The organism is Pseudomonas sp. LA5, assembly GCF_028640825.1.
In the GTDB taxonomy this organism is placed as follows: domain Bacteria; phylum Pseudomonadota; class Gammaproteobacteria; order Pseudomonadales; family Pseudomonadaceae; genus Chryseomonas; species Chryseomonas aestiva.
The window spans coordinates 178,261-203,025 of sequence record NZ_JAQYZY010000025.1 but is presented as its reverse complement, the minus strand read 5'-3'; the positions used below and the strand labels follow the sequence as shown (position 1 = coordinate 203,025).

The 24,765-nt window shown below is 68.7% G+C and carries 22 protein-coding genes; 13 read left to right on the top strand and 9 right to left on the bottom strand.

What is annotated here, in order from left to right; translation table 11 throughout:
* The first annotated feature begins 348 nt into the window (after positions 1–348).
* The 8 genes from PVZ72_RS07595 to argE all read left to right on the top strand — a co-directional run bounded on the left by PVZ72_RS07595 (position 349) and on the right by argE (position 9,767).
* Complete coding sequence (locus tag PVZ72_RS07595) at positions 349–1,986, top strand: ABC transporter substrate-binding protein (RefSeq protein WP_133861772.1); 1,638 nt, start codon at positions 349–351, stop codon at positions 1,984–1,986.
* 72 nt (positions 1,987–2,058) lie between these two features.
* Positions 2,059–3,015 carry an ABC transporter permease gene (locus PVZ72_RS07590; protein ID WP_263259244.1) on the top strand — a complete coding sequence of 319 codons (957 nt, stop codon included), beginning with the start codon at positions 2,059–2,061 and terminating at the stop codon, positions 3,013–3,015.
* Positions 3,012–3,914, top strand: a complete 903-nt coding sequence (locus PVZ72_RS07585; RefSeq protein ID WP_187979220.1) for an ABC transporter permease — start codon at positions 3,012–3,014, stop codon at positions 3,912–3,914. The genes PVZ72_RS07590 and PVZ72_RS07585 overlap by 4 nt, the downstream gene beginning before the upstream one ends.
* A gap of 1 nt (position 3,915) precedes the next feature.
* Positions 3,916–5,760 carry an ABC transporter ATP-binding protein gene (locus PVZ72_RS07580; RefSeq protein WP_187979221.1) on the top strand — a complete coding sequence of 615 codons (1,845 nt, stop codon included), beginning with the start codon at positions 3,916–3,918 and terminating at the stop codon, positions 5,758–5,760.
* Positions 5,757–6,062, top strand: coding sequence for a (2Fe-2S)-binding protein (locus PVZ72_RS07575; RefSeq protein ID WP_133861768.1), 306 nt, complete (start codon positions 5,757–5,759; stop codon positions 6,060–6,062). The genes PVZ72_RS07580 and PVZ72_RS07575 overlap by 4 nt, the downstream gene beginning before the upstream one ends.
* The gene (locus PVZ72_RS07570) at positions 6,047–7,462 is read left to right on the top strand and encodes an FAD/NAD(P)-dependent oxidoreductase (protein WP_273861594.1); all 1,416 of its coding nucleotides are present in this window, start codon (positions 6,047–6,049) and stop codon (positions 7,460–7,462) included. Before PVZ72_RS07575 ends, PVZ72_RS07570 begins: the two co-directional genes overlap by 16 nt.
* A complete protein-coding gene (locus PVZ72_RS07565; RefSeq protein WP_133861766.1) occupies positions 7,459–8,619 on the top strand; it encodes an NAD(P)/FAD-dependent oxidoreductase in 1,161 nt (386 codons plus the stop codon). Before PVZ72_RS07570 ends, PVZ72_RS07565 begins: the two co-directional genes overlap by 4 nt.
* On the top strand, positions 8,616–9,767 hold the full coding sequence (argE, locus tag PVZ72_RS07560) for an acetylornithine deacetylase (protein ID WP_273861593.1): 1,152 nt from the start codon (positions 8,616–8,618) through the stop codon (positions 9,765–9,767). Before PVZ72_RS07565 ends, argE begins: the two co-directional genes overlap by 4 nt.
* An 18-nt stretch (positions 9,768–9,785) precedes the next feature.
* Here the strand turns inward: argE and PVZ72_RS07555 are convergent, their stop codons facing one another.
* On the bottom strand, positions 9,786–10,712 hold the full coding sequence (locus PVZ72_RS07555) for a 2-hydroxyacid dehydrogenase (RefSeq protein ID WP_273861592.1): 927 nt from the start codon (positions 10,710–10,712) through the stop codon (positions 9,786–9,788).
* A gap of 232 nt (positions 10,713–10,944) precedes the next feature.
* On the opposite strand from PVZ72_RS07555, the gene PVZ72_RS07550 reads away from it, so the two are divergent.
* Positions 10,945–11,658, top strand: coding sequence for a cupin domain-containing protein (locus PVZ72_RS07550; RefSeq protein ID WP_273861591.1), 714 nt, complete (start codon positions 10,945–10,947; stop codon positions 11,656–11,658).
* A 52-nt stretch (positions 11,659–11,710) separates the two neighbouring features.
* On the opposite strand, the gene PVZ72_RS07545 is transcribed toward PVZ72_RS07550, so the two are convergent.
* From PVZ72_RS07545 to PVZ72_RS07525, 5 genes are all read right to left on the bottom strand, one after another.
* Positions 11,711–12,202: an Lrp/AsnC family transcriptional regulator gene (locus tag PVZ72_RS07545; protein ID WP_007161776.1), complete on the bottom strand. Its 492-nt coding sequence runs from the start codon at positions 12,200–12,202 to the stop codon at positions 11,711–11,713.
* A 29-nt stretch (positions 12,203–12,231) separates the two neighbouring features.
* Positions 12,232–12,921 carry a haloacid dehalogenase gene (locus PVZ72_RS07540; protein ID WP_133861762.1) on the bottom strand — a complete coding sequence of 230 codons (690 nt, stop codon included), beginning with the start codon at positions 12,919–12,921 and terminating at the stop codon, positions 12,232–12,234.
* Positions 12,922–12,976: 55 nt separating this feature from the next.
* Entirely contained in the window at positions 12,977–14,266 is a 1,290-nt protein-coding gene (gene gabT / locus PVZ72_RS07535) for a 4-aminobutyrate--2-oxoglutarate transaminase (protein ID WP_273861590.1), read from the bottom strand.
* Positions 14,267–14,568: 302 nt separating this feature from the next.
* Entirely contained in the window at positions 14,569–16,032 is a 1,464-nt protein-coding gene (locus tag PVZ72_RS07530; protein ID WP_273861589.1) for an NAD-dependent succinate-semialdehyde dehydrogenase, read from the bottom strand.
* A gap of 144 nt (positions 16,033–16,176) precedes the next feature.
* Entirely contained in the window at positions 16,177–17,085 is a 909-nt protein-coding gene (locus PVZ72_RS07525) for a LysR family transcriptional regulator (RefSeq protein WP_273861588.1), read from the bottom strand.
* Positions 17,086–17,180: 95 nt separating this feature from the next.
* On the opposite strand from PVZ72_RS07525, the gene PVZ72_RS07520 reads away from it, so the two are divergent.
* Genes PVZ72_RS07520 through PVZ72_RS07505 form a run of 4 tightly spaced genes read left to right on the top strand, consistent with a single transcriptional unit; the run spans position 17,181 to position 21,055 of the window.
* Positions 17,181–18,317 carry a DSD1 family PLP-dependent enzyme gene (locus PVZ72_RS07520; protein WP_273861587.1) on the top strand — a complete coding sequence of 379 codons (1,137 nt, stop codon included), beginning with the start codon at positions 17,181–17,183 and terminating at the stop codon, positions 18,315–18,317.
* Positions 18,307–18,696: a RidA family protein gene (locus tag PVZ72_RS07515; protein WP_187979230.1), complete on the top strand. Its 390-nt coding sequence runs from the start codon at positions 18,307–18,309 to the stop codon at positions 18,694–18,696. The genes PVZ72_RS07520 and PVZ72_RS07515 overlap by 11 nt, the downstream gene beginning before the upstream one ends.
* Positions 18,697–18,722: 26 nt before the next feature.
* Positions 18,723–19,571: a GNAT family N-acetyltransferase gene (locus PVZ72_RS07510; protein WP_273861586.1), complete on the top strand. Its 849-nt coding sequence runs from the start codon at positions 18,723–18,725 to the stop codon at positions 19,569–19,571.
* Between the two features lie 29 nt (positions 19,572–19,600).
* Positions 19,601–21,055: an aldehyde dehydrogenase family protein gene (locus PVZ72_RS07505; RefSeq protein WP_273861585.1), complete on the top strand. Its 1,455-nt coding sequence runs from the start codon at positions 19,601–19,603 to the stop codon at positions 21,053–21,055.
* Here PVZ72_RS07505 and PVZ72_RS07500 read toward each other — a convergent pair.
* From PVZ72_RS07500 to PVZ72_RS07490, 3 genes are all read right to left on the bottom strand, one after another.
* Positions 21,049–21,948, bottom strand: a complete 900-nt coding sequence (locus PVZ72_RS07500) for a LysR family transcriptional regulator (protein WP_273861641.1) — start codon at positions 21,946–21,948, stop codon at positions 21,049–21,051. The genes PVZ72_RS07505 and PVZ72_RS07500 overlap by 7 nt on opposite strands.
* Before the next feature lie 76 nt (positions 21,949–22,024).
* A complete protein-coding gene (locus PVZ72_RS07495; protein WP_273861584.1) occupies positions 22,025–24,052 on the bottom strand; it encodes a 2Fe-2S iron-sulfur cluster-binding protein in 2,028 nt (675 codons plus the stop codon).
* A gap of 31 nt (positions 24,053–24,083) precedes the next feature.
* Positions 24,084–24,695: a glutathione S-transferase family protein gene (locus tag PVZ72_RS07490; RefSeq protein ID WP_273861583.1), complete on the bottom strand. Its 612-nt coding sequence runs from the start codon at positions 24,693–24,695 to the stop codon at positions 24,084–24,086.
* Positions 24,696–24,765 lie beyond the last annotated feature (70 nt).

Here is a 24,765-nt window from a genome sequence, read left to right as displayed (position 1 = left end):
GGCACCGCTGCGCAGAACCTGCTGTCGCTGCGGGCTTTTTGCGATCGTCCAGCCTCCCGTCGCGGTCCGCACCGCGCTCCGTCAAGCCAAGCGAAACGCCGCACCAGCGCGCCAAAGGCGGGCATGACGGGCCCCGACGCGCCGTCGCGACGCACACCGCAAACAATGCTGAGCGGCTCGGTCAAAACGGTCTTTTCTGTCTCGCCGCGGGGGCAATTCGACGGTAATCGACGAGGGGCGGGTGCTGTAATGAACCTGGCCGCACGACAAGGCGGCCAAGAGGACAGCTTCGTGCGCCCGGGGAGGGGTGCGCGGACTGGCGACCGAGTCCCCAACGAGCGAGCCGACATGACCGAGAAAAAGACTGGAAGTCCCCTGATAGGAGCTGCTGAAAGCGTTCGGGCCTTCGAGGCCCTGCATCGGGGGGTGTCGCGGCGCGATGCGCTGCGCCTGCTGGGCGCCGCCGGATTGCTGGCGACCGGGGTGGGCAGTCTGCTCGGTCGGGATGGCCAGGCCTTCGCCGCAGAAGATGCGGTCACTGGCACCCCGCGTCGCGGCGGTCGGGTGCGTGCCGCAGCGGCGGGTTCCTCCACCGCCGATACCCTCGATCCGGCCAAGGGCTCTTTCTCGGGCGACTATGCCCGCCAGTACTTCTTCTACAACGGCCTGACCGTCTTCGACAGCCATCTGGAACCCCAGATGGCCCTGGCCACCAGCGTGGAGACCCAGGATGCCCTGACCTGGACGATCAAGCTGCGCCAGGGCGTGCAATTCCACAATGGCAAGACCTTGGACAGCGCCGATGTCGTCTACTCGCTGCTGCGCCACAAGGACCCGGCGGTGGGTTCCAAGGTCAAGGCCCTGGCCGATCAGTTCGCCGAAGTCACCGCGGTGGCGCCCGACGAGGTGCGCATCCGCCTGGTGTCGCCGAACTCCGAGCTGCCCGCGGTGCTGGCCATCTCACCGTTCCTGATCATCGCCGACGGCACCAAGGATTTCTCCACCGCCAACGGTACCGGGCCCTTCAAGGTCAAGGAATTCAAGCCGGGCGTGCGCACCGTGGGCGTGCGCAACGAAAACTACTGGAAGTCCGGCAAGCCCTATCTGGACGAGATCGAGCTGATCGGCATCGGCGACGAGCCTTCGCGGGTCAATGCCCTGCTGGCCGGGGACGTCCAGCTCACCGTGTCGGTGGATCCCCGTTCGGCGGATCGGCTCAAGCAGGGCGGCAAGCTCAAGATCGTCGCCAACAATTCCGGTAGCTACACCGATCTCATCATGAGAATCCCCAATCGTCCCTTCAACGATCCCAACGTGGTGGAGGGCATGAAGCTGCTGTTCGACCGCGAGCAGATTCTCAAGTCGGTATTCCTTGGCTACGGCGTCATCGGCAACGACCAGCCGATCATGCCCGGGACACCCTATTATGCCGCGGACCTGCCCCAGCGGCCCTATGATCCGGACAAGGCCAAGTTCCTGTTCCAGAAGGCTGGCATCGCCGGGGCGAAGCTGCCCCTGGTGACCTCAACCGCCGCCGACAACGCCAACGAGATGGCCCTGGTGCTGCAGCAGTCGGCGCGCCAGGCGGGGCTCAACCTGATGGTCAATCGGGTCAGTGCCGATGGCTACTGGAACAGCCACTGGATGAAGGACCCGCTGGGTTTCGGCAACATCAACGCCCGGCCCACGGCCAATATCCTGCTGTCGCAATTCTTCAAGTCCGATGCGCCCTTCAACGAGTCGGGCTGGAAGAACGAGCAGTTCGACCAGTTGCTGGTGACCTCCCGTGGCGAGACGGACATCGCCAAGCGCAAGCAGATGTACGCCGACATGCAGCTGCTGATCCACCAGCATTGCGGCATCGGCCTGCCGATCTTCACCAGCTCCATCGATGCCCATTCGCCCAAGCTCGGTGGCTACGGGATCATCCCCATCGGCGGCTTCATGGGCTACATGTTCGCCGAGCACGTCTGGCTGGAGGCCTGACGCCCGGTGCCTGCCGGCGAGTCTGTCCGCAGGGGCCCGGCTCGCCGCTCCACGCTCAAGCAGGAGGTGGCTTTGGACCTTTCCGTTTTCACGCTCATCGCCAGACGCCTCGGGGGCGGGTTGCTGACCCTGCTCATCGTCTCGTTGCTGGTGTTCTTCGTCTCCGCGCTGTTGCCGGGCGATGCCGCCCAGCAGGCGCTGGGCCAGTTCGCGCTGCCCGAGCAGGTCGCGGCCCTGCGTGCCCAGATGGGTCTCGACCAGCCCGCGTTGCTGCGCTACGTCCACTGGCTGAGCGGTCTCCTGCACGGCGATCTCGGCCAGTCGCTGGCGAGCCAGATGCCCATCACCAGCATGATCGGCGATCGGCTCGGCAGCTCGCTGATGCTGGCCGGGGTCACCGCCCTGGTGTCGGTGCCTCTGGCGCTGGGCCTGGGCATCGTCTCGGCGATGAATGCCGGCGGCCGCCTGGACCGGGCCCTCAACGTCTTTACCCTGGGCATCGTCGCGGTACCGGAATTCCTGGTGGCGACCCTGGCGGTGCTGGTCTTCGCCGTGCACCTGCAGTGGACCTCGGCGCTGACCTTCGCCCATGACATCGACGGCCCCCTGGATTTCCTCCGCGCCTATGCGCTGCCGGTGGGCACCCTGTGCTGCGTGATCGTGGCGCAGATGGCGCGGATGACCCGCGCAGCCCTGGTGGAGCAGTTGCAGAGTTCCTATGTGGAGATGGCGCGGCTCAAGGGCGTCGGTCCGGTCCGCGCCGTGCTGCGCCATGCCTTGCCCAATGCCGTGGGGCCCATCGCCAACTCCATTGCCCTGAGTCTTTCCTACCTGATGGGCGGGGTGGTGATCGTCGAGACCATCTTCAACTACCCGGGCATCGCCCAGCTGATGGTGGACGGCGTCGCCAGTCGCGACCTGCCGCTGATCCAGGCCTGCGCCATGCTGTTCTGCTGCGCCTACCTGGTCCTCATGACCCTGGCGGATCTCTGCGCCATCCTGTCCAATCCGAGGCTGAGAACGCTATGACCCGACCCGTGACTCCCGTACGTGCCGCGTCCGTCCTGCCGGTGGATGGCAAGACCCTCGACGCCCAGTTGTCACCCCCCCGTACCCGGCGGCGGGCCCGCTGGTCGCTGACCGGCATTTGCGGCGGCGTGCTGGTGGCCTTCTGGCTGTTCATCGCCATGTTCGGCGCCTGGCTGACCCCCTATGACCCGGGCGCCCTGGGCGATAGCGCGGTGCTGGCCGGTTACAGTCAGGCGCACCTGCTGGGCACCGACTACCTGGGACGCGATGTCCTCAGTCGCATCCTCGACGGCGCCCGATTCACCGTCGGCCTGGCGCTGGTCGCCGCCGTGCTCTCCTGCGTGCTGGGCACCGGGCTCGGTCTACTGGCGGCGCTGTCCGGCCGCTGGGTGGACGAGCCGCTGTCACGGCTGATCGATGCGCTGATCTCGCTGCCGAGCAAGATGCTGGCGCTGGTCATGGTCTCGGCCTTCGGCTCCTCGGTGCCGCTGCTGATCGTCATGGCGGTGGTGGGCTATGCCCCCGGCTGCTATCGCATCGCCCGCAGCCTGGCGATGAACCTCACCGAGCTGGAGTACGTCCAGGTCGCCCGCACCCGCGGCGAGGGCCGGTTCTACATCGCCCTGCGGGAGATGCTGCCCAACATGCGCCTGCCGCTGCTCACCGATCTGGGGCTTAGATTCGTCTATATCGTGCTGCTGCTCAGCGGCATGAGCTTTCTCGGTCTCGGCGTGCAACCGCCGAATGCCGACCTGGGCTCCCTGGTCCGGGAAAACATCGGCGGTCTGGCCGACGGGGCCCCGGCGGTGCTGATGCCGGCGCTGGCCATCGGCACCCTGACCGTGGGTGTCAACCTGCTCATCGACCGGTTCGGCGCGCGACGCCGGGGAGGGCGCTGAGATGGAATTGCTGGTAGAGGTCAAGGACCTGCGGGTGGTCGCCCAGGGCGACGACGGCAGTGAAACCACCATCGTCAAGGACGTCGGCTTCAGCCTGGCCAAGGGCGAGGTGCTGGCGCTGATCGGCGAGTCGGGCTCGGGCAAGACCACCATCGCCCTGTCGTTGCTCGGCTATGCCCGGGCGGGCTGTCGGTTGGCCGGTGGCTCGATCCGCGTCGGCGACACCCAGGTGCTGGAGCTGGACGCCGCTGGCCTGCGGCGCCTGCGCGGTCGCACCGTCGCCTACATTGCCCAGAGCGCGGCGGCGGCCTTCAATCCGGCGCGGCGGCTCATGGAGCAGATCATCGAGAGCGCGCTGATCCATGGCGTGTTGAACCGCCGGGAAGCCGAGGCGCGGGCGTTACAACTGTTCAAGGAGCTGGCGCTGCCGGACCCCGAGCACATCGGCCAGCGCTATCCGCACCAGGTCTCGGGCGGTCAGTTGCAGCGGTTGATGGCCGCCATGGCGCTGATCACCGATCCGACCCTGGTGATCCTCGATGAACCCACCACGGCCTTGGACGTCACCACCCAGATCGAGGTGCTGCGGGTGTTCAAGCAGGTGGTGCGCGAGCGTGGCGTGACCGCCATCTACGTCTCCCACGACCTGGCGGTGGTGGCCCAGATGGCTGATCGCATCCTGGTGCTCAATGGTGGCGAAGTCTATGAGAATCGCCGCACCGAGCGGCTGCTGGCGAGTGCCCGGCATCCCTATACCCGCAGCCTGCTGGCCGCGGCCCGGCCGGAACCCCTGGCGGAACGTGGCCTGCCCACCGTGGAGACCACGGCACCGATCCTGGAGGTCAGGGATCTGGTGGCGGGCTATGGTTCCCTCGGCGCCGATGGCCTGCCGCACTACCGGGTGCTGGAAGGCATCGACCTGAGCATCGCCAAGGGCCAAGCCCTGGGTGTGATCGGCGAATCCGGTTCGGGCAAGTCGACCCTGGCGCGGGTGATCGCCGGCCTGCTGCCGCCGGCCCAGGGCAGCGTGCGCCTGGGCGGCGAACTGTTGCCGCCAGGCCTGGAAGGTCGCACCCGTGAGCAGTTCCGCCGGGTGCAACTGGTCTATCAGAACGCCGACACGGCGCTCAACCCGTCCCACAGCGTGGAACGCATCCTCATGCGCCCGCTGGAGACCTATCACGCCTTTGACAAGGCGACCCGCCAGCGCAAGGTCCGCGAATTGCTCGACCGCGTGCAGCTGCCGGCCAGCCTCGCCAGTCGGCGTCCGGGCGAACTGTCCGGTGGTCAGAAGCAGCGGGTCAACCTGGCCCGGGCACTGGCGGCCGAACCCGAGCTGATCCTCTGCGACGAGGTCACCTCGGCGCTGGATACCGTGGTCGGCGCCGCCATCCTCGACCTGCTCGCCGAACTGCGCCGCGAACTGGGGCTGGCCTATCTGTTCATCAGCCATGACATCTCCACGGTGCGCAGCCTGTGCGACGAGGTGCTGGTGCTCTATGCCGGACAGCCGGTGGAAGTGGGCACGCCGGCCACCTTGCAGCATCCGCCGCTGCATCCCTACACCGACCTGCTCACCGCCTCGGTGCCCGAGCTGCGTCAGGGCTGGCTGGAAGAACAGCCGATCCGTACGCCGCTGCCCTGGGTCCCGTCAGCAGCCGCCAGTGGCCGACTCTGCAGCTTCCTGCAACGTTGCCCGGTACGCATTGACGGGCGCTGCGACCGGGTACCGCCGCAGCCTCGGATGCTGGCCGGTGGCAATCGCATCCTCTGTCATCACGACGGTGACGCCCTGCAACGACTGCAGGGCGGTACCGTGCTGCACACCCAAGGAGTTCGCGCATGACTACCCGCTTCCAGCGTCTCGGCGAAACCGGCCGACCGCAGGTCAGCCTCAGTGTCGATGGCCTGCCGGTCACCGCCCTGGCCGGCGACACCCTGATGGTCGCCTTGCTCACCAACGGCCCGGCGCTGCGCCGCTCCGAATTCGGCGACGAACGTCGCGCCGGCTTCTGCCTGATGGGCGCCTGCCAGGATTGCTGGGTCTGGACGGCCGAGGGCGAACGCCTGCGCGCCTGCGGCACCGAGGTACGCGAAGGCCTGCAGATCCTGACCACGCAACCGGAGGCCGTATGGAATCTGGCCTAGTTCAACAGGGCGCGAACCCGCCGCGGGTGGTCATCGTCGGCGCGGGTCCGGCTGGCGTGCGCTGTGCGGAAACCCTGCTTTCCGCGGGTATCGCCCCGGTGGTGATCGACGAGAATCGCCGCGATGGCGGCCAGATCTATCGACGTCAGCCCGAGGGTTTCCAGCGGCCCTACGCCACCCTCTATGGCAGCGAGGCAGGCAAGGCCGAGGCCTTGCACCGCACCTTCGACAGCCTGCGTGGGCGCCTCGACTACCGCCCGGATACCCTGGCCTGGCACCTGCACGAGCGCACTCTCTATACGGCGCAGGGCAATCGCCAGCGCACCCTGGAGTTCGACGCCCTGGTACTCTGTACCGGTGCCGGCGATCGGCTGCTGCCGGTGCCGGGCTGGAATCTGGCCGGCACCTATACCCTGGGTGGCGCCCAGATCGCCCTCAAGGCCCAGGCGGTGTCCATCGGCCGCCGGGTGATCTTCATGGGCAGCGGGCCCTTGCTCTATCTCGTCGCCGCCCAGTACCAGCAGGCCGGCGCCACGGTGGCGGCGGTACTCGACACCGCGCCGCTGCGCCTGCGTGCCCTGGCGACGCCCAAGCTGCTGGCCCGCCCGGGGGTGGCCTGGAAGGGCGTGCAGCTCATGGCCGCGCTCAAGCGCGCGGGTGTGCCGCTGCATTTCGGCGTCACCCCGCTGGAAATCCTCGGCGATGCCGAGCAGGGGGTTGCCGATGTGGCCTTCGCCGATGCCCGTGGCTTGCGCCAGGAGGTAGCAGGTGACGCCGTGGGCCTGGGGTATCACCTGCGCCCGGAAACCCAGCTGGGCGACCTGGCCCGCTGCGCCTTCGAATTCGAGCAGGCGACCGGCCAGTGGGTGCTGCAACTGGACGGCGACGGCCGCACCTCCACGCCCGGCGTCTATGCCGCCGGGGATGGGGCGCGGGTACGGGGCGCCGACGGCGCCGAGTTGGCCGGGCGACTGGCCGCCTGCGCGGTCCTGACCGATCTCGGCCGCACGGCGCCCGGCGGCCTCGCCGAGCGCTGCCGCGAGGCGCTGGCGGTGCAGGAGCGCTTTCGCCTGGGCCTGGCCGAGGCCTTTCCCTGGCCGGCCAGGCAGATGGCCAGTCTGCCGGACACCGCGGTGGTCTGCCGTTGCGAAGGCATCACCGCCGGTGAACTGCGCGCCGTGGTGCGTGAAAAGGGCGCCCGTGAAGCCAACCGCGCCAAGGCCTTCAGCCGGGTCGGCATGGGCCGGTGCCAGGGTCGCTATTGCGCCCAGGCCGGGGCCGAGATCATCGCCGCCGAATCGGGGGTGCCGGTGGAAACCGTCGGCCGCCTGCGTGGCCAGGCGCCGATCCGGCCATTGCCGCTGGGCATCGTGACCAGCGAAGAGGAGGTTTCATCATGAGTCAACAGGCCGCCAACCGGGCCGATGTCATCATCGTCGGCGCCGGCATCATGGGCAGCGCCAGCGCGTTTTTCCTGCGTCGCCGGGGCTTGTCGGTGCTCCTGCTGGAACGTGACCAGGTCGGGCGCTTCGCCAGTGGCACCAATTTCGGCAATGTCCGCCGTCAGGGCCGCTACCTGAGTCAGGTCGCGCTGGCCACGCGGTCGCGGGGGATCTGGGGTCGCCTGCCGGAGCTTATCGGTGACGATCTGGAATTCATTCCAGGCGGTCATCTGCGGGTGGTCTACGATCCGGCGCGCATCGCCATGCTGCACGAGTATGCACGGGCGCCGGAGACCGCCGCCCTGGAACTTCAGGTACTTGAAGGCGCGGCGCTGCACGAGAAGTTTCCCTATCTGGGCCCCGAGGTGGTGGCCGGCTCCTATGCGCCCCACGATGGCCACGCCAATCCGCGCCTGGCCGCCCCGGCATTCGCCCGCGCCGCGGTGCGCGAAGGCGTCGATCTCCAGGAAGGGGTCGAGATCACCCAGGTCACAAAGCCGGGCGGTGACTTCCTGGTGCAGGCCGCCGATGGCCGGCGCTATCAGGCGCCACGGCTGCTGATCACCGCCGGTGCCTGGGGCAGCCGGTTGTCGAGCCAGTTCGGCGAGCCGGTGCCCATCGAGACCCACGGCCCGCAGATGGGGGTCACCGAGCCCTTGCCCTATGTCTTCCGCGAGACCGTGGGCGTGTCTTCGCCGCTGGTGAGCGAGACCATCTATTTCCGCCAGATCCCCCGGGGCAACGTCATCTTTGGCGGCTGCTTCCGCACCCGACCGGACCTGGATACCCGCCTGGCCCGGGCCGAGCCCCATGGCATGCTCAACCAACTGGCCCAGCTGCGCCGCCTGGCGCCGGCGCTGGGGCGGATCAACGTGATCCGTACCTGGAGCGGGGTCGAGGGCTATATCGTCGATGACCTGCCGATCATGGGGCCCAGCAGTCAGGTGGACGGCCTCTACTACGCCTTCGGCTTCTGTGGCGCCGGCTTCCAGCTCGGCCCGGGCGTGGGCGATACCATGGCCGAGCTGATCGCCACCGGGCGTACCGAGACGCCCCTGGCGGCCTTCGACATCGGCCGCTTCGCGCAACCGCGCAGCGAGAGCCTCGCCGGATGAACAGCCAGGACCTGCTGCGCACCCTGATCGGCTTTCCCACCGTCTCCGCCGACTCCAACCTGGCGCTGATACAGTATGTGCAGGGCCTGCTGGAAGGCGCCGGTATCGCCTGCCGCCTGGTGCTCGACGAGAGCGGGCGCAAGGCCAATCTCTTCGCCAGCGTCGGCCCAGGCGACGTGCCCGGCGTGCTGCTCTCCGGGCATACGGACGTGGTGCCCGTGGCCGGCCAGGCCTGGACGCTGCCGCCATTCGAGGGGACCCTCAAGGATGGTCGGATCCATGGCCGCGGCGCCTGCGACATGAAGGGCTTCGTCGCCTGTGCGGTGGTGGCGCTGCTGGACGCCGCTCGCGGTGAACCGCTGAAACGACCCTTGCAGCTCGCGCTCTCCCACGACGAGGAGATCGGCTGCGTCGGTGTACGGCGACTGCTGGATGTGCTGGAAATGGCACCCGTGCGACCTTTCCTCTGCATCGTCGGCGAACCCACGAACATGCAGGTCGCCCTCGGCCACAAGGGCAAGGCCGCGTTGCGCGCCCACTGCCATGGCCAGGAAGGTCATTCCTCCCTGGCGCCGCGGCACGTCAACGCCATCCACCTGGCCAGCGACCTGGTCGGCGCCCTGCGCGCCAGCCAGCGGCGGCTGGCGGAAGAGGGCGCGCACGACGCGGCCTACGATATTCCCTATACCACCCTGCATGTCGGGCGGATCGACGGCGGCAAGGCGCTGAACATCGTGCCCAACCTCTGCACCCTGGACTTCGAGATTCGCCATCTGCCGGCGGACGATCCCGCCAGCCTGGTCGCCGCGCTGCAGGAAACGGCGGACAGCCTGGTCAGGGAGGCACTACAGACCTCAGCCAAGGCCGCCATCGAGATCGAGACGGTCAATGCCTATCCGGGCCTGGACACCCATCCCAGCGTCGAAGCCGTACGCTTCCTGCAAACCCTGGTCGAACCCGGCACTACCCAGCTCAAGGTGGCCTTCGGCACCGAGGGCGGACTTTTCGCCAGTCGCCTGGACACCCCGGTGGTGGTTTGCGGCCCCGGCAGCATCGAGCAGGCGCACAAGCCGGACGAGTATGTCGAATTGAGCCAGCTCGCTGCCTGCGATGCCTTGCTGGGACGGTTACGGGTGGCCCTGGGCTGAGGCCACCCCGAGCCTCGGCTAGTAGCCTCGCTGCCGATCGACCAGCCCCCGCAGCGGCTCACCGCGCTGGTGGCGGCGGATGTTGTCCAGCAGCACGGTGAAGGCCGTTTCCGGCACCGTCATGGCGCCCACGTGGGGCGTCAGCCAGATCCGTGGATGCTGCCAGAAGGGATGGTCGGCTGCCGGCGGTTCCGGCTCCACCACGTCCAGCACCGCCTGGCTTAGCTGACCGCTGTCCAGGGCCGCCAGCAGCTCGGCTTCCACCAGCTGGGCACCACGCCCCAGGTTGATCAGGCTGGCGCCGCGAGGCAGGGCGGCGAAGAGTTCGGCAGCGAGAATTCCACGCGTCTCCCGGGTCAGGGGCAGCAGGCAGATGAGAATCTCGCAGTCGGCCAGGAACGCCGGCAGCTGCTCGATGCCCGCATGGCAGCGCACCCCCGGCAGCTCATGGGCCGAGCGCGACCAGCCCGAAAGCTGGAAACCAAAGGTGGCGAGCCGCTCCAGCACTGCCTGGCCGATCTGGCCGAGACCCAGCACCCCCACGCGTCGGTTCTCTGCCGTCACCAGGGCATGCTCCTGCCAGCGTCCTGCGGCCTGCTGGTCGAGGTAGCGCGGCAACTGGCGATGCAGCGCCAGCACCATAAGGGTGGCGTACTCGACCATGCCGGCGACGATGCCGGGGTCCAGCATGCGCACCACCGGCAGGTCGGCAGGCAACAGGCTCAGGTCGAACTGATCGACCCCGGCCGAGGTGGCGAACAGCACCTCCAGGTTGGGAAAGCGGCTGGCGAGGTCTTCTGGTGGTTGCCAGCAGGCCAGGTAGCGGACCTCGTCGGCGTTGCCCACCTCCGGCCATTGGCGGAATTCGATATCGGGCGCCCGCGCCTGGAACAGGTGTCGCCAGGCCTGGCCGCGTTCGGGGTCGGCCTTGTAGAGCAGCGTCATGGGAAAGGTCTCCGGCAAAGCCCAAGGATGGCGCAACGGGGCGGTAGTTTGTCCTGAAATCCCCGGCATCGCCGTCATGATCGGTGGTGCGGTGGAAACTGCGCCGCTTCTGGGAAAAACGGTAGCTTCTGTGCTGGTCCGAGGCGCAAACGCCATAACCCAGGCGCCTTGGCGGTCGATACTGGCCCGGTCCGCGGCACGCCCGCCGCGCCTCTGGTCCTGAGGATTCGCCATGCCCTTGCTGCACTACTGCCAACCGCCCAATGACCGCCAGCTGCCGCGCGCGCTGCAACCGCTGCACGCTGATCCCCTGGCCGCCGGCCGGGAACCGCACCTACACGATAGCCGCCTGGGCTATGTGATGGGCAGCGCCGTTGCTCATTCCGCCGACTGCCAGCTGGACGACTACCCCTGGGTGGAAGTCAGCCTCATCGAGGCCGGAGCGCTACAGCTGGATTGGGACGGAAAGGTCCTGCAGCTGGAGGCCGGCGATGCCTTCATCCTGCCGCGGGGTCTGACTTGTCGCTGGCGTCACAGCGGCGAGTTGCGGCGCCTGTTCATGGCCTTTCCCGGCCGGGCCAGCGAGGGGCCCATGCCGCAGGGACCCGTGCTGCTGGATCCGTCGGCTCCGCGCGAACCCTCGCCACCACCGGCGGCCAGCGTCCTGCTCAGTCCTGAGCCCACGGCCACCGGCTGCGACCTGTTCGAAAGCGTTGGCGGGGCCCTACGGATCGGGATGTGGGAGTGCACGGCCTATACGCGTAAGGCGGTGAGCAATCCCCACTGCGAGCTGATGCTGCTCTATGCTGGCGCCGTGACCCTGGCGGTTGAGGGCGAAGCACCCTGCACGGTCAACGCGGGCGAGGCGGTGCTGGTACCGGCGGAAACGCCCATGGCCTGGGACAGCCGGGAGAGCGTGCGCAAGCTGTATTGCATCCTGCGCTGAGAAGAGGACGCTCCGGCAGCGGGATGCTGGTGGAGCGTCGCGGCGAGGGTGGTCAGCCGGCCTTGATCAGGCTGCGCAGCGGCAGGGCGTTCTTGACCACCGGCGACTTGATGACGATGTAGCTGAAGTACTTCTCGATGCCGACGTTGCGGTCGAGGATGGATTCCATCAGCTCCTGGTAGTGGCCGATGCTGCTGCACATGAACCGCAGCAGGTAGTCGTACCCGCCGCTGATGAGGTGACATTCGAGGATCTCGTCGACCCCGCGGATGAAGGATTCGAACTTCACGAAGTCGGCGCGCTTGTGGTCGGAAAGGGTGACCTCGGTGAAGACCGTCACCGAGTTGGCGATCTTGGCGAGGTTGACGTGGGCTTCGTAGCCACTGATGTAGCCGGCCGCCTCCAGGCGCTTGACGCGCTGCAGGCAGGGGCTGGGCGAGAGGCCCACGGCTTCGGCGAGACTGACATTGGTCATCCGGCCATCCTTCTGCAGTTGCACCAGGATGTTGATGTCGATGCGGTCCAGTTTTGTTGCGGCGTCCATCGTCGTTCCTCGCAGTCGTGAACGTCAGGCTAGGCACGCAGGGCGGTCTGATGCGCATGCACCAGGTCGGCGAGACTCGCGTACTCGCACCGCGTGCCATCCAGGGCCTGCCGTGAAAGGTTCCAGGGCCGCGAGCGATCACGGCGCAAGGTACACAGCGGAAAATCCACCAGGGGGTTCCAGGGGTCGTCCGGTTCGCTGCCCCTTACCGGCAGCAGATCCCCGCGCGCCAGGCCAAGCTCTTCCAGGGTGTTGTCCAGCGCCAGGCGCAGATCGCCGCCGCGGTTGGGGATCACGGCGGCGAACACCTCGGGCAAGCGTGCCGTGACCGCCGCGGCATCGCCGTCATCGGGCGAGGCCAGCAACACCAATCGATAGAACTTGCTCAGGTACTGCAGCGCGCCCGGCGCATCCTCGAACACCGGCCAGCACGTCGTGGCGTTTCCAAAGGCCACGCTGGCATCCAGATCGTCTTCCTGCTGCAACTCTTGCGCCAGACGCTGGTGGATACGCAGGTGCAGGCTGGTCTGGCTGGCGTTGGGCGCGGCCTGGCGCAGCTCGCGGGCCAGGCGGTGATAGCTGCCGAGCAGCCAGTCGGGATGGGTGCTGAGGCCCGCCTGCGCCACAAGGGGGCGCAGGGCTTCGAGGATGCCCCCTTCGCGGTCGACGAGGGTGCCGTAGCAGGAAAAGCCTATGGCCTGGTAACGCGTGATTCTCATGGTCGGTTTCCCCTTGGCGCCGCTCTGCCGATATCAGGCGGCGTTACGTTCGACCTCAGGCACCGGCCTGGGCGAGGGCTTGGCCGAACATGTGCAAGGCTTCGGCCAGTTGTGCCTCGGTGGTCACCAGCGGTGCCAGGAAGCGGATGACGTTGCGTTCGACACCGCACTTGATCACCAGCAGGCCCGCCTGGCGGGCGCCGTCGATGACCTGCTGGGCGAGGGCGGCGTCCGGGCTTTGGCCATCGGCGCCGACCATTTCCACCGCCAGCATGAAGCCGCGGCCGCGCACCTCGCCGATGCGTGGATGCCGCCGCTGCAGCTCGAGCAGACCGTTGCGCAGCTGCTCGCCGAGGGCGACGCCACGGGCCACCAGGTCCTCTTCCGCGAACACGTCCAGCACCGCCAGGGCCGCGGCGCAGGCCAGGGCGTTGCCGCCGTAGGTACCGCCGAGGCCGCCGGGCAGGGGCGCATCCATGATGGCGGCGCGACCGACCACCCCGGAGAGCGGCAGGCCACCGGCCAGGCTCTTGGCCACCGTCACCAGGTCGGGCTGGACGCCGGTCTGCTGGAAGGCGAAGAGGCTGCCGGTCCGGCCGAAACCGGTCTGGATCTCGTCGGCGATCAGCACGATGCCGTGCTGGTCGCAGAGGGCGCGTAGCGCCTGGAGGAATTCCACCGGCGCCGGGCGGAAGCCGCCGTCGCCCTGCACCGGTTCGATCAGGAGGGCAGCCACCTGGTCGGGCGCGATCTGGGTGGCGAAGACTTCGCGCAAGCCGGCCAGGGCCTGCTGGCTATCCACCCCGCGGAAGGCATCGGGGTAGGGCGCGTGGTAGATGTCGCCGGGGAAGGGGCCGAAGTTCTGCTTGTAGGGCTGGGCGAAGCCGGTGAGGGTCACGCCGAGCAGGGTGCGGCCATGGAAGCCGCCGCGAAAGGCGATCACCCCGGGGCGCCGGGTGTGGGCGCGGGCGATCTTGATGGCGTTCTCCACGGCTTCGGCGCCGGAGGTCAGCAGCAGCGTCTTGTAGGCTTCGCCGTCGCCGATGAGGGTATTGAGCCGGCTGGCCAGCTCCAGGTAGGGCTCGTAGGCCATCACCTGGAAGCTGGCATGGGAGATCTCTCCGACCTGGCGGCGTACGGCCTCCACCACCCGTGGATGGTTGTGACCGACGTTGAGCACGCCGATGCCGCCGACGAAATCGAGGTAGCGACGCCCGTCCACGTCCCAGACTTCGCTGCCCCGGGCGCGGGCCACCACGACGGGATGGGCGGTGATGATGCCGCGGGGCACGCCTTGTTCGCGAAGACCCAGCAGGCGGTCGGTGGCTTTGGCAGCGGAATTCATGCAGCGATACTCCAGGCAGGGGCGAGAGTTCCAGCCTACGCAGGCCGCAGGGTCGGTAACGCTGAAGTTGCCGGCCCCGGCATCGTGATCGGCTGTTTTGCTTGGGGGCGGCGGCATTTTCGGTTGCCTGCCGCCAAAAGCGTTCATAGGCTTTTCTGAAAAGTTGCCGAGGGAAGGTCAGGCAAGGCGAAAATCAGTGAGGAAGCGGAGTTTACGAGTGGTAAATGAGCATCCCGATCGGACTGGCGACCCAGCTGATTTTCAACGCAGCATGGCCGAGCGCAGGCAGTTTTCAGCTAAGCCTAGGCGAGGCCGCCGAGGTGCCAGGCCTTGACCTCCAGGTACTCGTCCAGCCCCAGGTGCGAGCCCTCGCGGCCCAGGCCGGATTGCTTCACGCCGCCAAAGGGGGCGACCTCCATCGACAGGGTGCCGGTGTTGAGGGCCACCATGCCGAATTCCAGCTGTTCGCCGACGCGCCAGGCGCGGCGCAGGTCCTGGGTGTAGTAGTAGGCGCCCAGGCCGTAGGGCGTGGCATTGGCCAGCGCCAGGGCCTCGGCTTCGTCGCGGAAGCGGAACAGCGGTGCCACCGGGCCGAAGGTCTCCTCGCGGGCCAGCAGCATGTCCGCCGTGGCGTCGGTCAGGACCGTGGGGGCGACGAACTGGTCGCGGCCGCTGGGCGGTCCGCCGAACAGTGCCTTGGCGCCCTGCGTCAGGGCGTCGTCGACATGGCGCGCCACCTTGTCCACCGCCAGGCGATTGATCAGCGGACCCAAGGTCACGCCGGCCTCCAGGCCGTTGCCCACCTTGAATTTGGCCACCTCGGCGGCCAGCCGCTCGGCAAAGCGGTCGTGGATGCCGTCCTGCACCAGGATGCGGTTGGCGCAGACGCAGGTCTGGCCGGCGTTGCGGAATTTGCTCTGCAGCACCCCGGCGATGGCCAGGTCCAGATCGGCGTCGTCGAAGACGATGAAGGGCGCATTGCCGCCCAGTTCCATGCTGGTGCGCTTCACCGTGGCCGCGCACTGGGCCAGCAGCAGCTGACCGATGCGCGTGGAGCCGGTAAAGGACAGCTTGCGCACCGCGGGGTTGCCGGTCAGTTCGCCGCCGATGCCGGCGGGCATCCCGGTGAGCACGTTGAATACGCCGGGCGGAAAGCCGGCGCGCTCGGCCAGTTCGGCCAGCGCCAGGGCCGACAGCGGGGTGAGGTCCGAGGGCTTGATCACCACCGGGCAACCGGCGGCCAGCGCCGGCGCGGCCTTGCGGGTGATCATGGCGTTGGGGAAATTCCAGGGGGTGATGGCGGCGGCGACTCCCACCGGTTGCCGCAGCACCAGCACCCGGCGATCCCGGGCGGGGGCGGGCAGGATGTCGCCAAAGCTGCGCCGGGCTTCCTCGGCGAACCATTTGACGAAGCTGGCGCCATAGGCGATCTCGCCGCGCGCCTCGGCCAGGGGCTTGCCCTGTTCCAGGGTCATCAGCAGGGCCAGGTCTTCCTGATGCTCCAGCATCAGCGCGTGCCAGCGCTCCAGCAGGACCGCGCGCTCGGCTGCCGGACGCTCGCGCCAGGCCGGCCAGGCCGCTTCCGCGGCGGCGATGGCGCGGGCGGTTTCCGTCGCCTCCAGTGCCGCCACCTGGGCGATGACGGCGCCGGTGGCAGGATTTTCCACGGCGAAGGTGGCGCCGTTGTCGGCGGCTATCCAGCGACCGTCGACATAGGCGGATTCCTTGAACAGGCGTGGGTCTCGCAGATCGGGGTGCAGTGGCATGGTGGCGCTCCCAGTGGCAGGTCAGTCCCTGAGTCTAGGGAGCGGCCACGGTGGCGAATGCCGAAATGCAGGGTGCCTGAGCGGTGCCCGCGGTGTTCCTCACCGCCTCGCCGCAGTTTCTGCGGCGGCCCTCGGGCGCTGCCTTTATTGCGCGTCGGTGTCCGCCTCCAGCCCCTTCACCGCCCGGTCGAGAAAGCGCGCCAGCGCCTGGAGCCGGGCGCTGCGCTGCTTGCGCGCGGGGACCAGCAGGGTGATGGGCGCACGATCGAAACGCCAGTCCGGCAGCAACCGGACCAGTGCGCCGCGGGCGATGGCGTCGGCCACGTCCCATTCGGAGCGCAGCACGATGCCCTGGCCCTGTTCCGCCCAGCGTCGGGCCACGCTGCCGTCGTTGGTCAGCAGCGCAGGTTCGATGCGCAGTGTCCGGCGCTCCTCAGCGTGGCGGAGCTGCCAGAGCGTCACGTCCTCGTCGTTCTCGCGGATGCAGATGCAACGGTGCCGCAGCAGGTCCTGCGGCTCCCGGGGCACGCCGTGCTCGGCCAGGTAGGCGGGACTGGCGCACAGCCAGCGCTCGTTGTGCGCCAGGGGCTTGGCGATCCAGGAGCTGTCCTCGATGGCGCCGATATGGATGACCGCGTCGCTGTCGTGTCGATCGGGCCAGGGCGTCTCGCGCAGGTCCAGTTGCAGGCGCACGCCTGGATGCAGGCTGGCGAAGCGGGCCAGCAGCGGAGCGATGCGCTGGCGACCATAGCCGAAGGGTGCCGCCAGGCGCAGGGTACCCACCAATGGCTGGTCGTGGCGGGCGAACGCCTCGGGCAGGGCGTCCAGGCGTTCGAGCAGCTCGGCGCATTCCTGGGCCAGGCGTTCGCCATCGGGGGTGAGGCTCAGCCGCCGAGCATCGCGATTGGCCAGGGCCACGCCGAGCCGCGTCTCCAGCCTGCGCAGCCGAGTGGAGAGGGCGGGCGGCGAGACGTTCAGGGCGCGCGCCGCCGCGCTCAAGGAATCGGAACGGGCCAGCAGCACCATCAGGCGCAGGTCTTCGATGGCGATCATTAATCTGAGCTGAAGGAATGAGTCATTTGAATTGAAGCACAGGTTTAGGCTTGCTGGGTACAGTCGAGCCATCGTCCATTGGTCGAGTCCCTGCCATGACCCCGTCCCTGCTCACCCTCGATACCCCCGCCGCACTCATCGACGAGACGCGGATGACCCGCAACATCCAGCTCATGCAAGCACGCATGGACGCCCTCGGCGTACGCCTGCGGCCCCATGTGAAAACCAGCAAGAGCGAGGCGGTCATGCGCCGGCAACTGGACGCGGGCGCCCAGGGCGTGACCGTTTCCACGCTGCAGGAGGCCGAGGCCTGCTTCGCCCTGGGCATCACCGACGTGCTCTATGCCGTGGCCATCGCCCCGGCGCGGCTGGAGCAGGTGCGGGCGCTGCGGCGGCGGGGCTGCCGGCTCGGCATTCTCACCGACAGCCTGGCGGGGGCGCGCGCCATCGTCGAAGCCGGACAGCGCCATGCCGAAGCCTTCGACGTCTGGCTGGAGATCGACTGCGACGGTCATCGCGCCGGCCTGCAGCCGGACGATCCCAAACTGCTGCAGGTCGCCGAGGTGCTGCGGGCCGGCGGTATGACTCTCGTGGGCGTGCTCACCCACGCCGGCTCCAGCTACGAGTTGCACGAGCCCACGGCCTTGCAGGCGCTGGCCGAGCAGGAGCGCGCCCTCTGCGTGGCGGCCGCCGAGCGGCTGCGGGCCCAGGGCTTCGCCTGTCCGCAGGTGAGTATCGGCTCGACACCCACGGCGCTGTCGGCCCTGGACCTGACCGGCGTCACCGAGGTGCGTGCCGGGGTCTATGTCTTCCAGGACCTGGTGATGCTCAACGTCGGCATCTGCCGCGCCGACGACCTGGCGCTGAGTGTCCTCACCACGGTGATCGGCCACCAGCCGGAAAAGGGCTGGGTACTGGTGGACGCCGGCTGGATGGCGCTGAGTCGCGACCGCGGTACCCAGCGACAGCAACGCGATTTCGGTTACGGCCAGGTCTGCGACCTGGACGGGACCTGGCTCGAAGGCGCGCTCCTGTCCGGCGCCAATCAGGAGCACGGCATGATCAGCTTCGCGGGAGGGGCGCCCGCCGATCTGGAGCAGCGCTTCCCCGTGGGCAGTCGCCTCCGCGTCCTGCCCAATCACGCCTGCGCCACCGGTGGCCAGTTCGATCATTATCACGCCGTGGACGCCACCGGCGCCCTCACTGCCTGGAGCCGTCTGCATGGCCGTTGATCCCGAATTCATCCAGACCGCCACCGCCGCGCCACCTGGTGGGCATTACAGCCAGGCGGTGGCCTACCAGGGGCTGCTGTATGTCTCCGGGCAACTGCCGGTGCGGCCCGATGGCAGTCACAGCATGGCGGCGAGCTTCGCCGATCAGGCGTGCATCGCCCTGGACAACCTCTGCGCCATCCTGACCGCCGCCGGGCGTGGGCCGCAGGATCTGCTCAAGGTGACCGTCTATGTGGTGGGTGTCGAGCATTGGCCCACCTTCGACCGCCTCTATGCCGGGTACCTGGGCGACCATCGCCCGGCGCGGGCGGTGGTGCCCGTGCCGCACCTGCACCATGGTTATCTCGTCGAGATCGAGGCGCTGGCCCGCGCCTGCTGATCCCGGACATCCCACCAGGAGAGCTCATGAACGCCTCGACCTACAGCTATCGCCCCGCCACCGCCCGGGACCTGCCGGCCGCCCATGCGCTGTCGCAACGGCTGCGCTGGCCGCATCGGGAAGCCGATTGGGCCCTGGTCCAGCGCACCGCCGACGGGTTCGTCGCCGAACACGAGGGGCAACTGGTGGGCATCGCCTTCGCCTGCCACCAGGGCGACTTTTCGTCCATCGGCCTGGTGATCGTCAGCGATGAGCAGCAGGGCAAGGGGATCGGCCGGCGCTTGATGCAGCTGTGCCTGGACGCCACGGCGCCGCGCACGCCCATCCTCAATGCCACCGAGGCGGGCGCCCCGCTGTACGCTAGCCTGGGTTTCGCGACCTTCGACCATATCCAGCAGCACCAGGGCTGCCTGGCCAGTGCGCCCGCCGCGCCGGTGCTCGCCGAGTCGCGCTGCCGCCGCCTGGCGCCGGCCGACTATCCGCAGGCAATCGCCCTGGCCAACGCCGCCAGCGGTCTGCAGCGTACTCGGCTGCTGGATGAGCTGCTGCCCGAGGCGTTGCAGGTGCTGGGGCTGGAGCGGGCGGGTGAATTGCAGGGGCTGGCCCTGCTCAGACACTTCGGCCGGGGCCTGGTGATAGGCCCTGTGGTAGCGCCGGATGCCGAGGCGGCCAAGGCCCTGATCGCACCGCTGTTGGAGGCGACCCAGGGTGAATTCGTGCGCATCGACATCCTCGCCGCTTGCGGCCTGGCCGACTGGCTGGTAGCCGCCGGCCTGGCCTGCGTGGATCGCGCCCCGCGCATGGCCAGAGGCACGCCGCCACGATCGTCTGGGAGTGTCCGATCCTTCGCCTTGGTGACCCAGGCGCTGGGCTGAGTCGCGTTCAATCTTCAGGAGACACCGCCATGCTGGACGCCACGCTGCACGACCTGCTCGATTCCCGGACCACCAGCCACTTCTATCTCGACGGTCGCTGGGTGCCCGCCGCTGGCCCGGAACGGGTCAGGGTGATCAACCCGGCGAATGAACGTCCCCTGGCCGACGTGGCCCTGGGCAGCGCCGCCGAGGTGGATCGGGCCGTACAGGCCGCCCGCGCGGCCTTCAGCGACTGGTCCGGTCGTACCCCGGCCGCCCGGGCCCGGCTGCTGGAGCGACTCCATGGCCTGCTGACGCAGCGCAGCGAAATCTTCGCCCAGGTCATCTCCCGGGAGATGGGCGCGCCTCTGGCCGCGGCGCGCGCCCTGCAGGTGCCCCTGGCCCTGGAACATCTGCGCGTCGCGCGCGAGGTCGCGCTCGACTACGCCTTCGAGCACAGCGAGGGTACGCTGCGCATCCGCCGCGAGGCCATCGGCGTCTGCGCCCTCATCACCCCCTGGAACTGGCCGCTGTACCAGATCACCGCCAAGGTCGCGCCGGCGCTGGCCGCTGGCTGCACGGTAGTGCTCAAGCCCAGCGAACTGGCGCCATTGAGCGCCTTGCTGTTCGCCCAGGCGGTCCATGACGCGGGGATACCGGCCGGGGTGTTCAACCTGATCAACGGTGACGGCCCCACCGTTGGCGCCGCGCTGGCCGAGCATCCCGAGGTCGACATGATCTCCATCACCGGCTCCAATCGCGCCGGGGTGCAGGTGGCCCGGGCCGCCGCCGCCACCGTGAAGCGAGTGACCCAGGAGCTGGGTGGCAAGTCGCCGAACCTGCTGCTACCCGATGCCGACCTCGAGACGGCCGTGGCCAAGGGCGTGCTGGCCGCCTTCCGTAACAGCGGCCAATCCTGCAGCGCGCCGACGCGGATGCTGGTGCCCCAGGCCCAGTTGGCGGAGGTGGAGCGCCTGGCGGCGGCCACCGTGGCCAGCCTCGTGGTCGGCGATCCCCTGGCGCCCGCGACGACCCATGGTCCCCTGGCCAATGGCGCCCAGTTCGCCCGGGTGCAGGAACTGATCGAGAGCGGCCTGGCGGAGGGCGCCAGGCTGGTCTGCGGCGGACCGGGGCGCCCGGAGGATCAGCCGGTAGGCTTCTATGCGCGGCCCACGGTCTTCTCGGCGGTCACCACCGGCATGCGCATCGCCCAGGAAGAGATCTTCGGGCCGGTGCTCTGCCTGCTTCCCTACGGTTCCGTGGAGGAAGCCATCGCCATCGCCAACGACAGCCGCTATGGCCTCAGTGCCCACGTCCAGGGCCGGGATCCCGACCAGGTCGCCGCGGTGGCGGCCCGTCTTCATGCCGGGCAGGTACATCTCAACTATCCGGCCTGGAACCCCTGGGCACCCTTCGGCGGCTACAAGGGCTCCGGCAACGGGCGCGAATATGGCGTCCACGGCCTGGAGGAATACCTGGAGACCAAGGCGATCCTCGGTCACTGACGCGGGTTGAACAGCGGATTGCTCCGCAATCCCGCTACCGCCAGGTCGATGAACGCCCGGACCTTGGCCGGTGCCTGGCGGCCCTCGGGATAGATCAGATTGACCGGCAGCGGCGCTTCCTCGTGGTCTTCGAGTACCAGTTGCAGCACGCCGTCCGCCAGGGCCTGGGCGATCTGATAGTGGGGCACGCGGGTGAGGCCCAGACCGCTCTCGGCCGCGCTGATCGCGGCGGCATTGGTGTTGCTGTGCAGCAAAGGCTCGACCACCACCCGTTGTCCCCCGGCGAAACGCCATTCCAGCGACGACCAGGCGCTGTGGGACACCAGGACGCGGTGATCGCGCAGCGCGGCGGGCGTCCGCGGGATGCCACGGGTCGCCAGGTAGCTGGGCGCGGCGCAGACCACCCGCCGCATGCAGCCGACCTGAATGGCGGTGAGGCCGGAGTCGGCCAACTGGCCGATGCGCAGGGCGATGTCCATGCCCTCGTCGACGATGTTCACCGGCCTGTCGACGAAGAAGGTCCGGGCGCGCACGTCCGGATAACGCTCGAGGTAGTCCAGCACCAGCGGCAATACGTGCAGTTGGCCGAGGAGCAGCGGCGCGGTGATCGCCAGGGTGCCGACCGGCTTGACGTAGTGCCCGGCCGCGGCCAGTTCCGCCTCGGCGATCTCGCCGAGGATGCGCCGGCAATCCTGCAGATAGCGAACGCCGGCCTCGGTGGGTTTTACCGAACGGGTGGTGCGCACCAGCAAGCGGGCGCCGACCAGCGCTTCCAGGCCCGCCACCAGGCGGGTCACCGCCGGGGCGCTCAGGTGCAGATCCCGGGCGGCGCGGGCGAAACTCTCGGTCTCGGCCACCTTCACGAATACGCGCATCGCCTGCCAACGATCCATCTGCGGGGTCTTCTCAGGGGCGCCGGAGCGGCCCGGCAAGACGTCCATGGTAGTCGACCCGGCCAGGCAGGCCAGCCTAGAGATCGAGTTCCAGTGGCGCGGACCCGGCGGCGGGCCGCGCGCAACAGAGCAGGACCTGGTCGGCGGCGACCGCCGCGGCGGGTTCCTCGGCATAGGTGACCGCGCCCTGGAGCAGTCCCGTGCGACAGCTGCCACAGTGCCCCTCGCGACAGCTGAAGGCGGGCTCCAGGCCCTGGGCTTCGGCCAGCTCCAGCAGGCTGCCGGAGGCGGGCGTCCACTGCGCTTGCTGGCCGGACGCCGCGAAGCGCACCCGGACGGCCTCGGTGGCCGCGGCAGGCCGTACCGTCGCCGCCGTCGCCGCACCGCTGCGCACCAGGCCGGCCGGACCGAAGGCTTCGGCATGGATACGGGCATCCTCGATACCAAAACCGCGCAAGCCGTCATAGAGGCCCTGGGTAAAGGCCGCGGGACCGCAGAGGTAGAAGTCATAGTCACCGAAGGGCAGCTGGCGGCCCAGCAGTGCCATGTCGATGCGCCCGGCGACGTCATAGTCCACCCCGGGGAGGGCAGCAGCGGGATCGCTCAGCACCCTGATCACCCGTAGCGTTTCCGGAGCCCTGGCCATCAGCTCGCTCAGCTCCCGGTCGAAGGCCCGTTCCGCCTGGGTCCGCGCGCCATAGAACAGCGTGACTGGCCGCCGACCCTGATGGACCGCCTGGCGCAGCATGGCCAGCAACGGAGTGATACCGATCCCGGCGGCGAGGAACACCAGGGGGCGCTCCGCCGAGACCGCCAGGGTGAAGTCGCCGGCGGGTGCCCGGGCCTCGATCAGGTCGCCTTCGCGCAGCTGGTCGTGCAGCAGCCGCGAGACCAGGCCGTCGCGCTTGACGCTGATGCGGTAATGGCCGTCAGCGGGGAGGGAGGTCAGGGTATAGGTTCGCACCAGGGAGGGTTGCCCTGTCTCGGGTGTCACCCGGATCGGCAGGAATTGACCGGCCTGGTAGGGGGGCAGGGCTGAACCGTCCACCGATTCGAGGTGGAAGGAGCGGATGGTGGCGCTCTCCTGAACGATCCGGATGATGCGCAGCGGACGCCAGTGCCGGTCCTGGGCCCTGGCCCGCAGGCGCAACTCGGCTTCCGCCCAACTGCCGGTCAGCCGACTGCTGTCCGACTCGCCGCCGGGCTGCGCCTGCCAGCGCCACGCCAGGGCACCACGGCGACGGACGATACGCTGGGGGCGAAAGGTCCAGAGGCGTTCGGCGCCCTCGAAGGCGGCGATCTCGGGCGAGTCGAACAGCACCTCGGCGATACCGCTCAGCTGCAGCAGATCGCCGCGCTCCAAGTCCGCGAACAGCAATCCGGCGCGGCCATTGGCGACGACATTGCCCAGGGTGTTGAAGAATAGATTGCCGTTGAAGTCGGGAATGGTCAGCAGGCCCTCGGCGTCTACCCGGACGAAGCCCGGCTTGCCACCGCGGTGCGAGACATCGACCCTTCGCTGGTCCTGCTGGTCGGCGTAGGAGGCGACGAAAAAGGTATCGGCACTGGTGATGAGCGCGCGGGCCGCCACATCCAGGCTGGCGAGCTGCTCCCCGGGCGTGGGCGGGGCGGCGCCCGGTTCGTGAGCGAAGCTCAGGTCGCGCAGCTGGATATAGCGCGGGCAGTTGCCAAAGCTCTGGTCCACCGTCACGCGCAGTCCCTGGGCTGTGGGGCTGAGGATGCCGTTCATGCGATTGCGGCGGCGGGTATGCCACTCGATGCCCAGGAGGCCCACGGCCGCGTCTGCGCCCAGTCCGGGCGCTGCTGGATCCTCGCTGGCAGGGCGGGCGGCGATATCCAGGGTGGTGGACGTGGGCGAGGCGATAAAGCCCGGCTGGCCTTCCAGGATCGTCGCCCAGGCGTCGCCCGCGGCATCCACGCTGCCCAGTACCACGAAGGGCAGCTGAGCGAAGAACTGCCGATGCTGCTCGGGCATGAACGGCCGGATCACCCGCGGCCCCAGCGCTTCCAGGCGTTCACGAACGCCCAGCCGTTCCTGGATGAAGGTTTCCCCGGCGTGCCAGATGGGTAGGGGCTCGCGCATGGCCTTGGCCTCCAGTAGCGTGACGACGCGATCAGGCCCGGAGGCCGGCCGCGGTCTCGGGAAAGGGCACGAAGCCGGGCAGGGCCTCCACCCGCTGCAGGAAGGCGCGCACCGCCGTATAGGGCGCCAGCTGCACATTGCCTTCCGGCGCTCCGGCCAGGTAGCTGTAGAGGGCAATGTCGGCGATGGTCGGGTGATCGGCAGCCAACCACTTGCCCGTGGTCAGGTGCGCCTCCAGGCGTTCGAGCAAGACATGGGCGCGGGCGATGACTTCTTCCGGATTCAGGCGGGCGCCGAATACCGTGATCAGGCGCGCCGCTGCCGGGCCATAGGCCAGTTCGCCTGCAGCCACCGACAGCCAGCGCTGCACCGCGGCCGCGCCAGCGGGGTCTTCCGGTAGCCAATCGGTACGGCCCAGTTTCTTCGCCAGGTAGACGAGGATGGCGTTGGAGTCGGCGACGACCACGCCAGCGTCCTCCAGCACCGGCACCTGGCCGAAGGGATTGAGGGCGAGGAATTCCGGCGTGCGATTGGCGCCGGCCGGAATATCGATGTCGATCAGCTCGACCTCGATCCCCAGCAGCGAGGCGAAGAGCACGGCGCGATGGGCATGACCGGACAGCGGGGTGTGATAGAGCTTCATGATCCGACTCCTGGCAGGCAGCGGGCCGAGGGGGCCCGATAGGTGCTACCAGCTTGGGATCAGGGCGCTT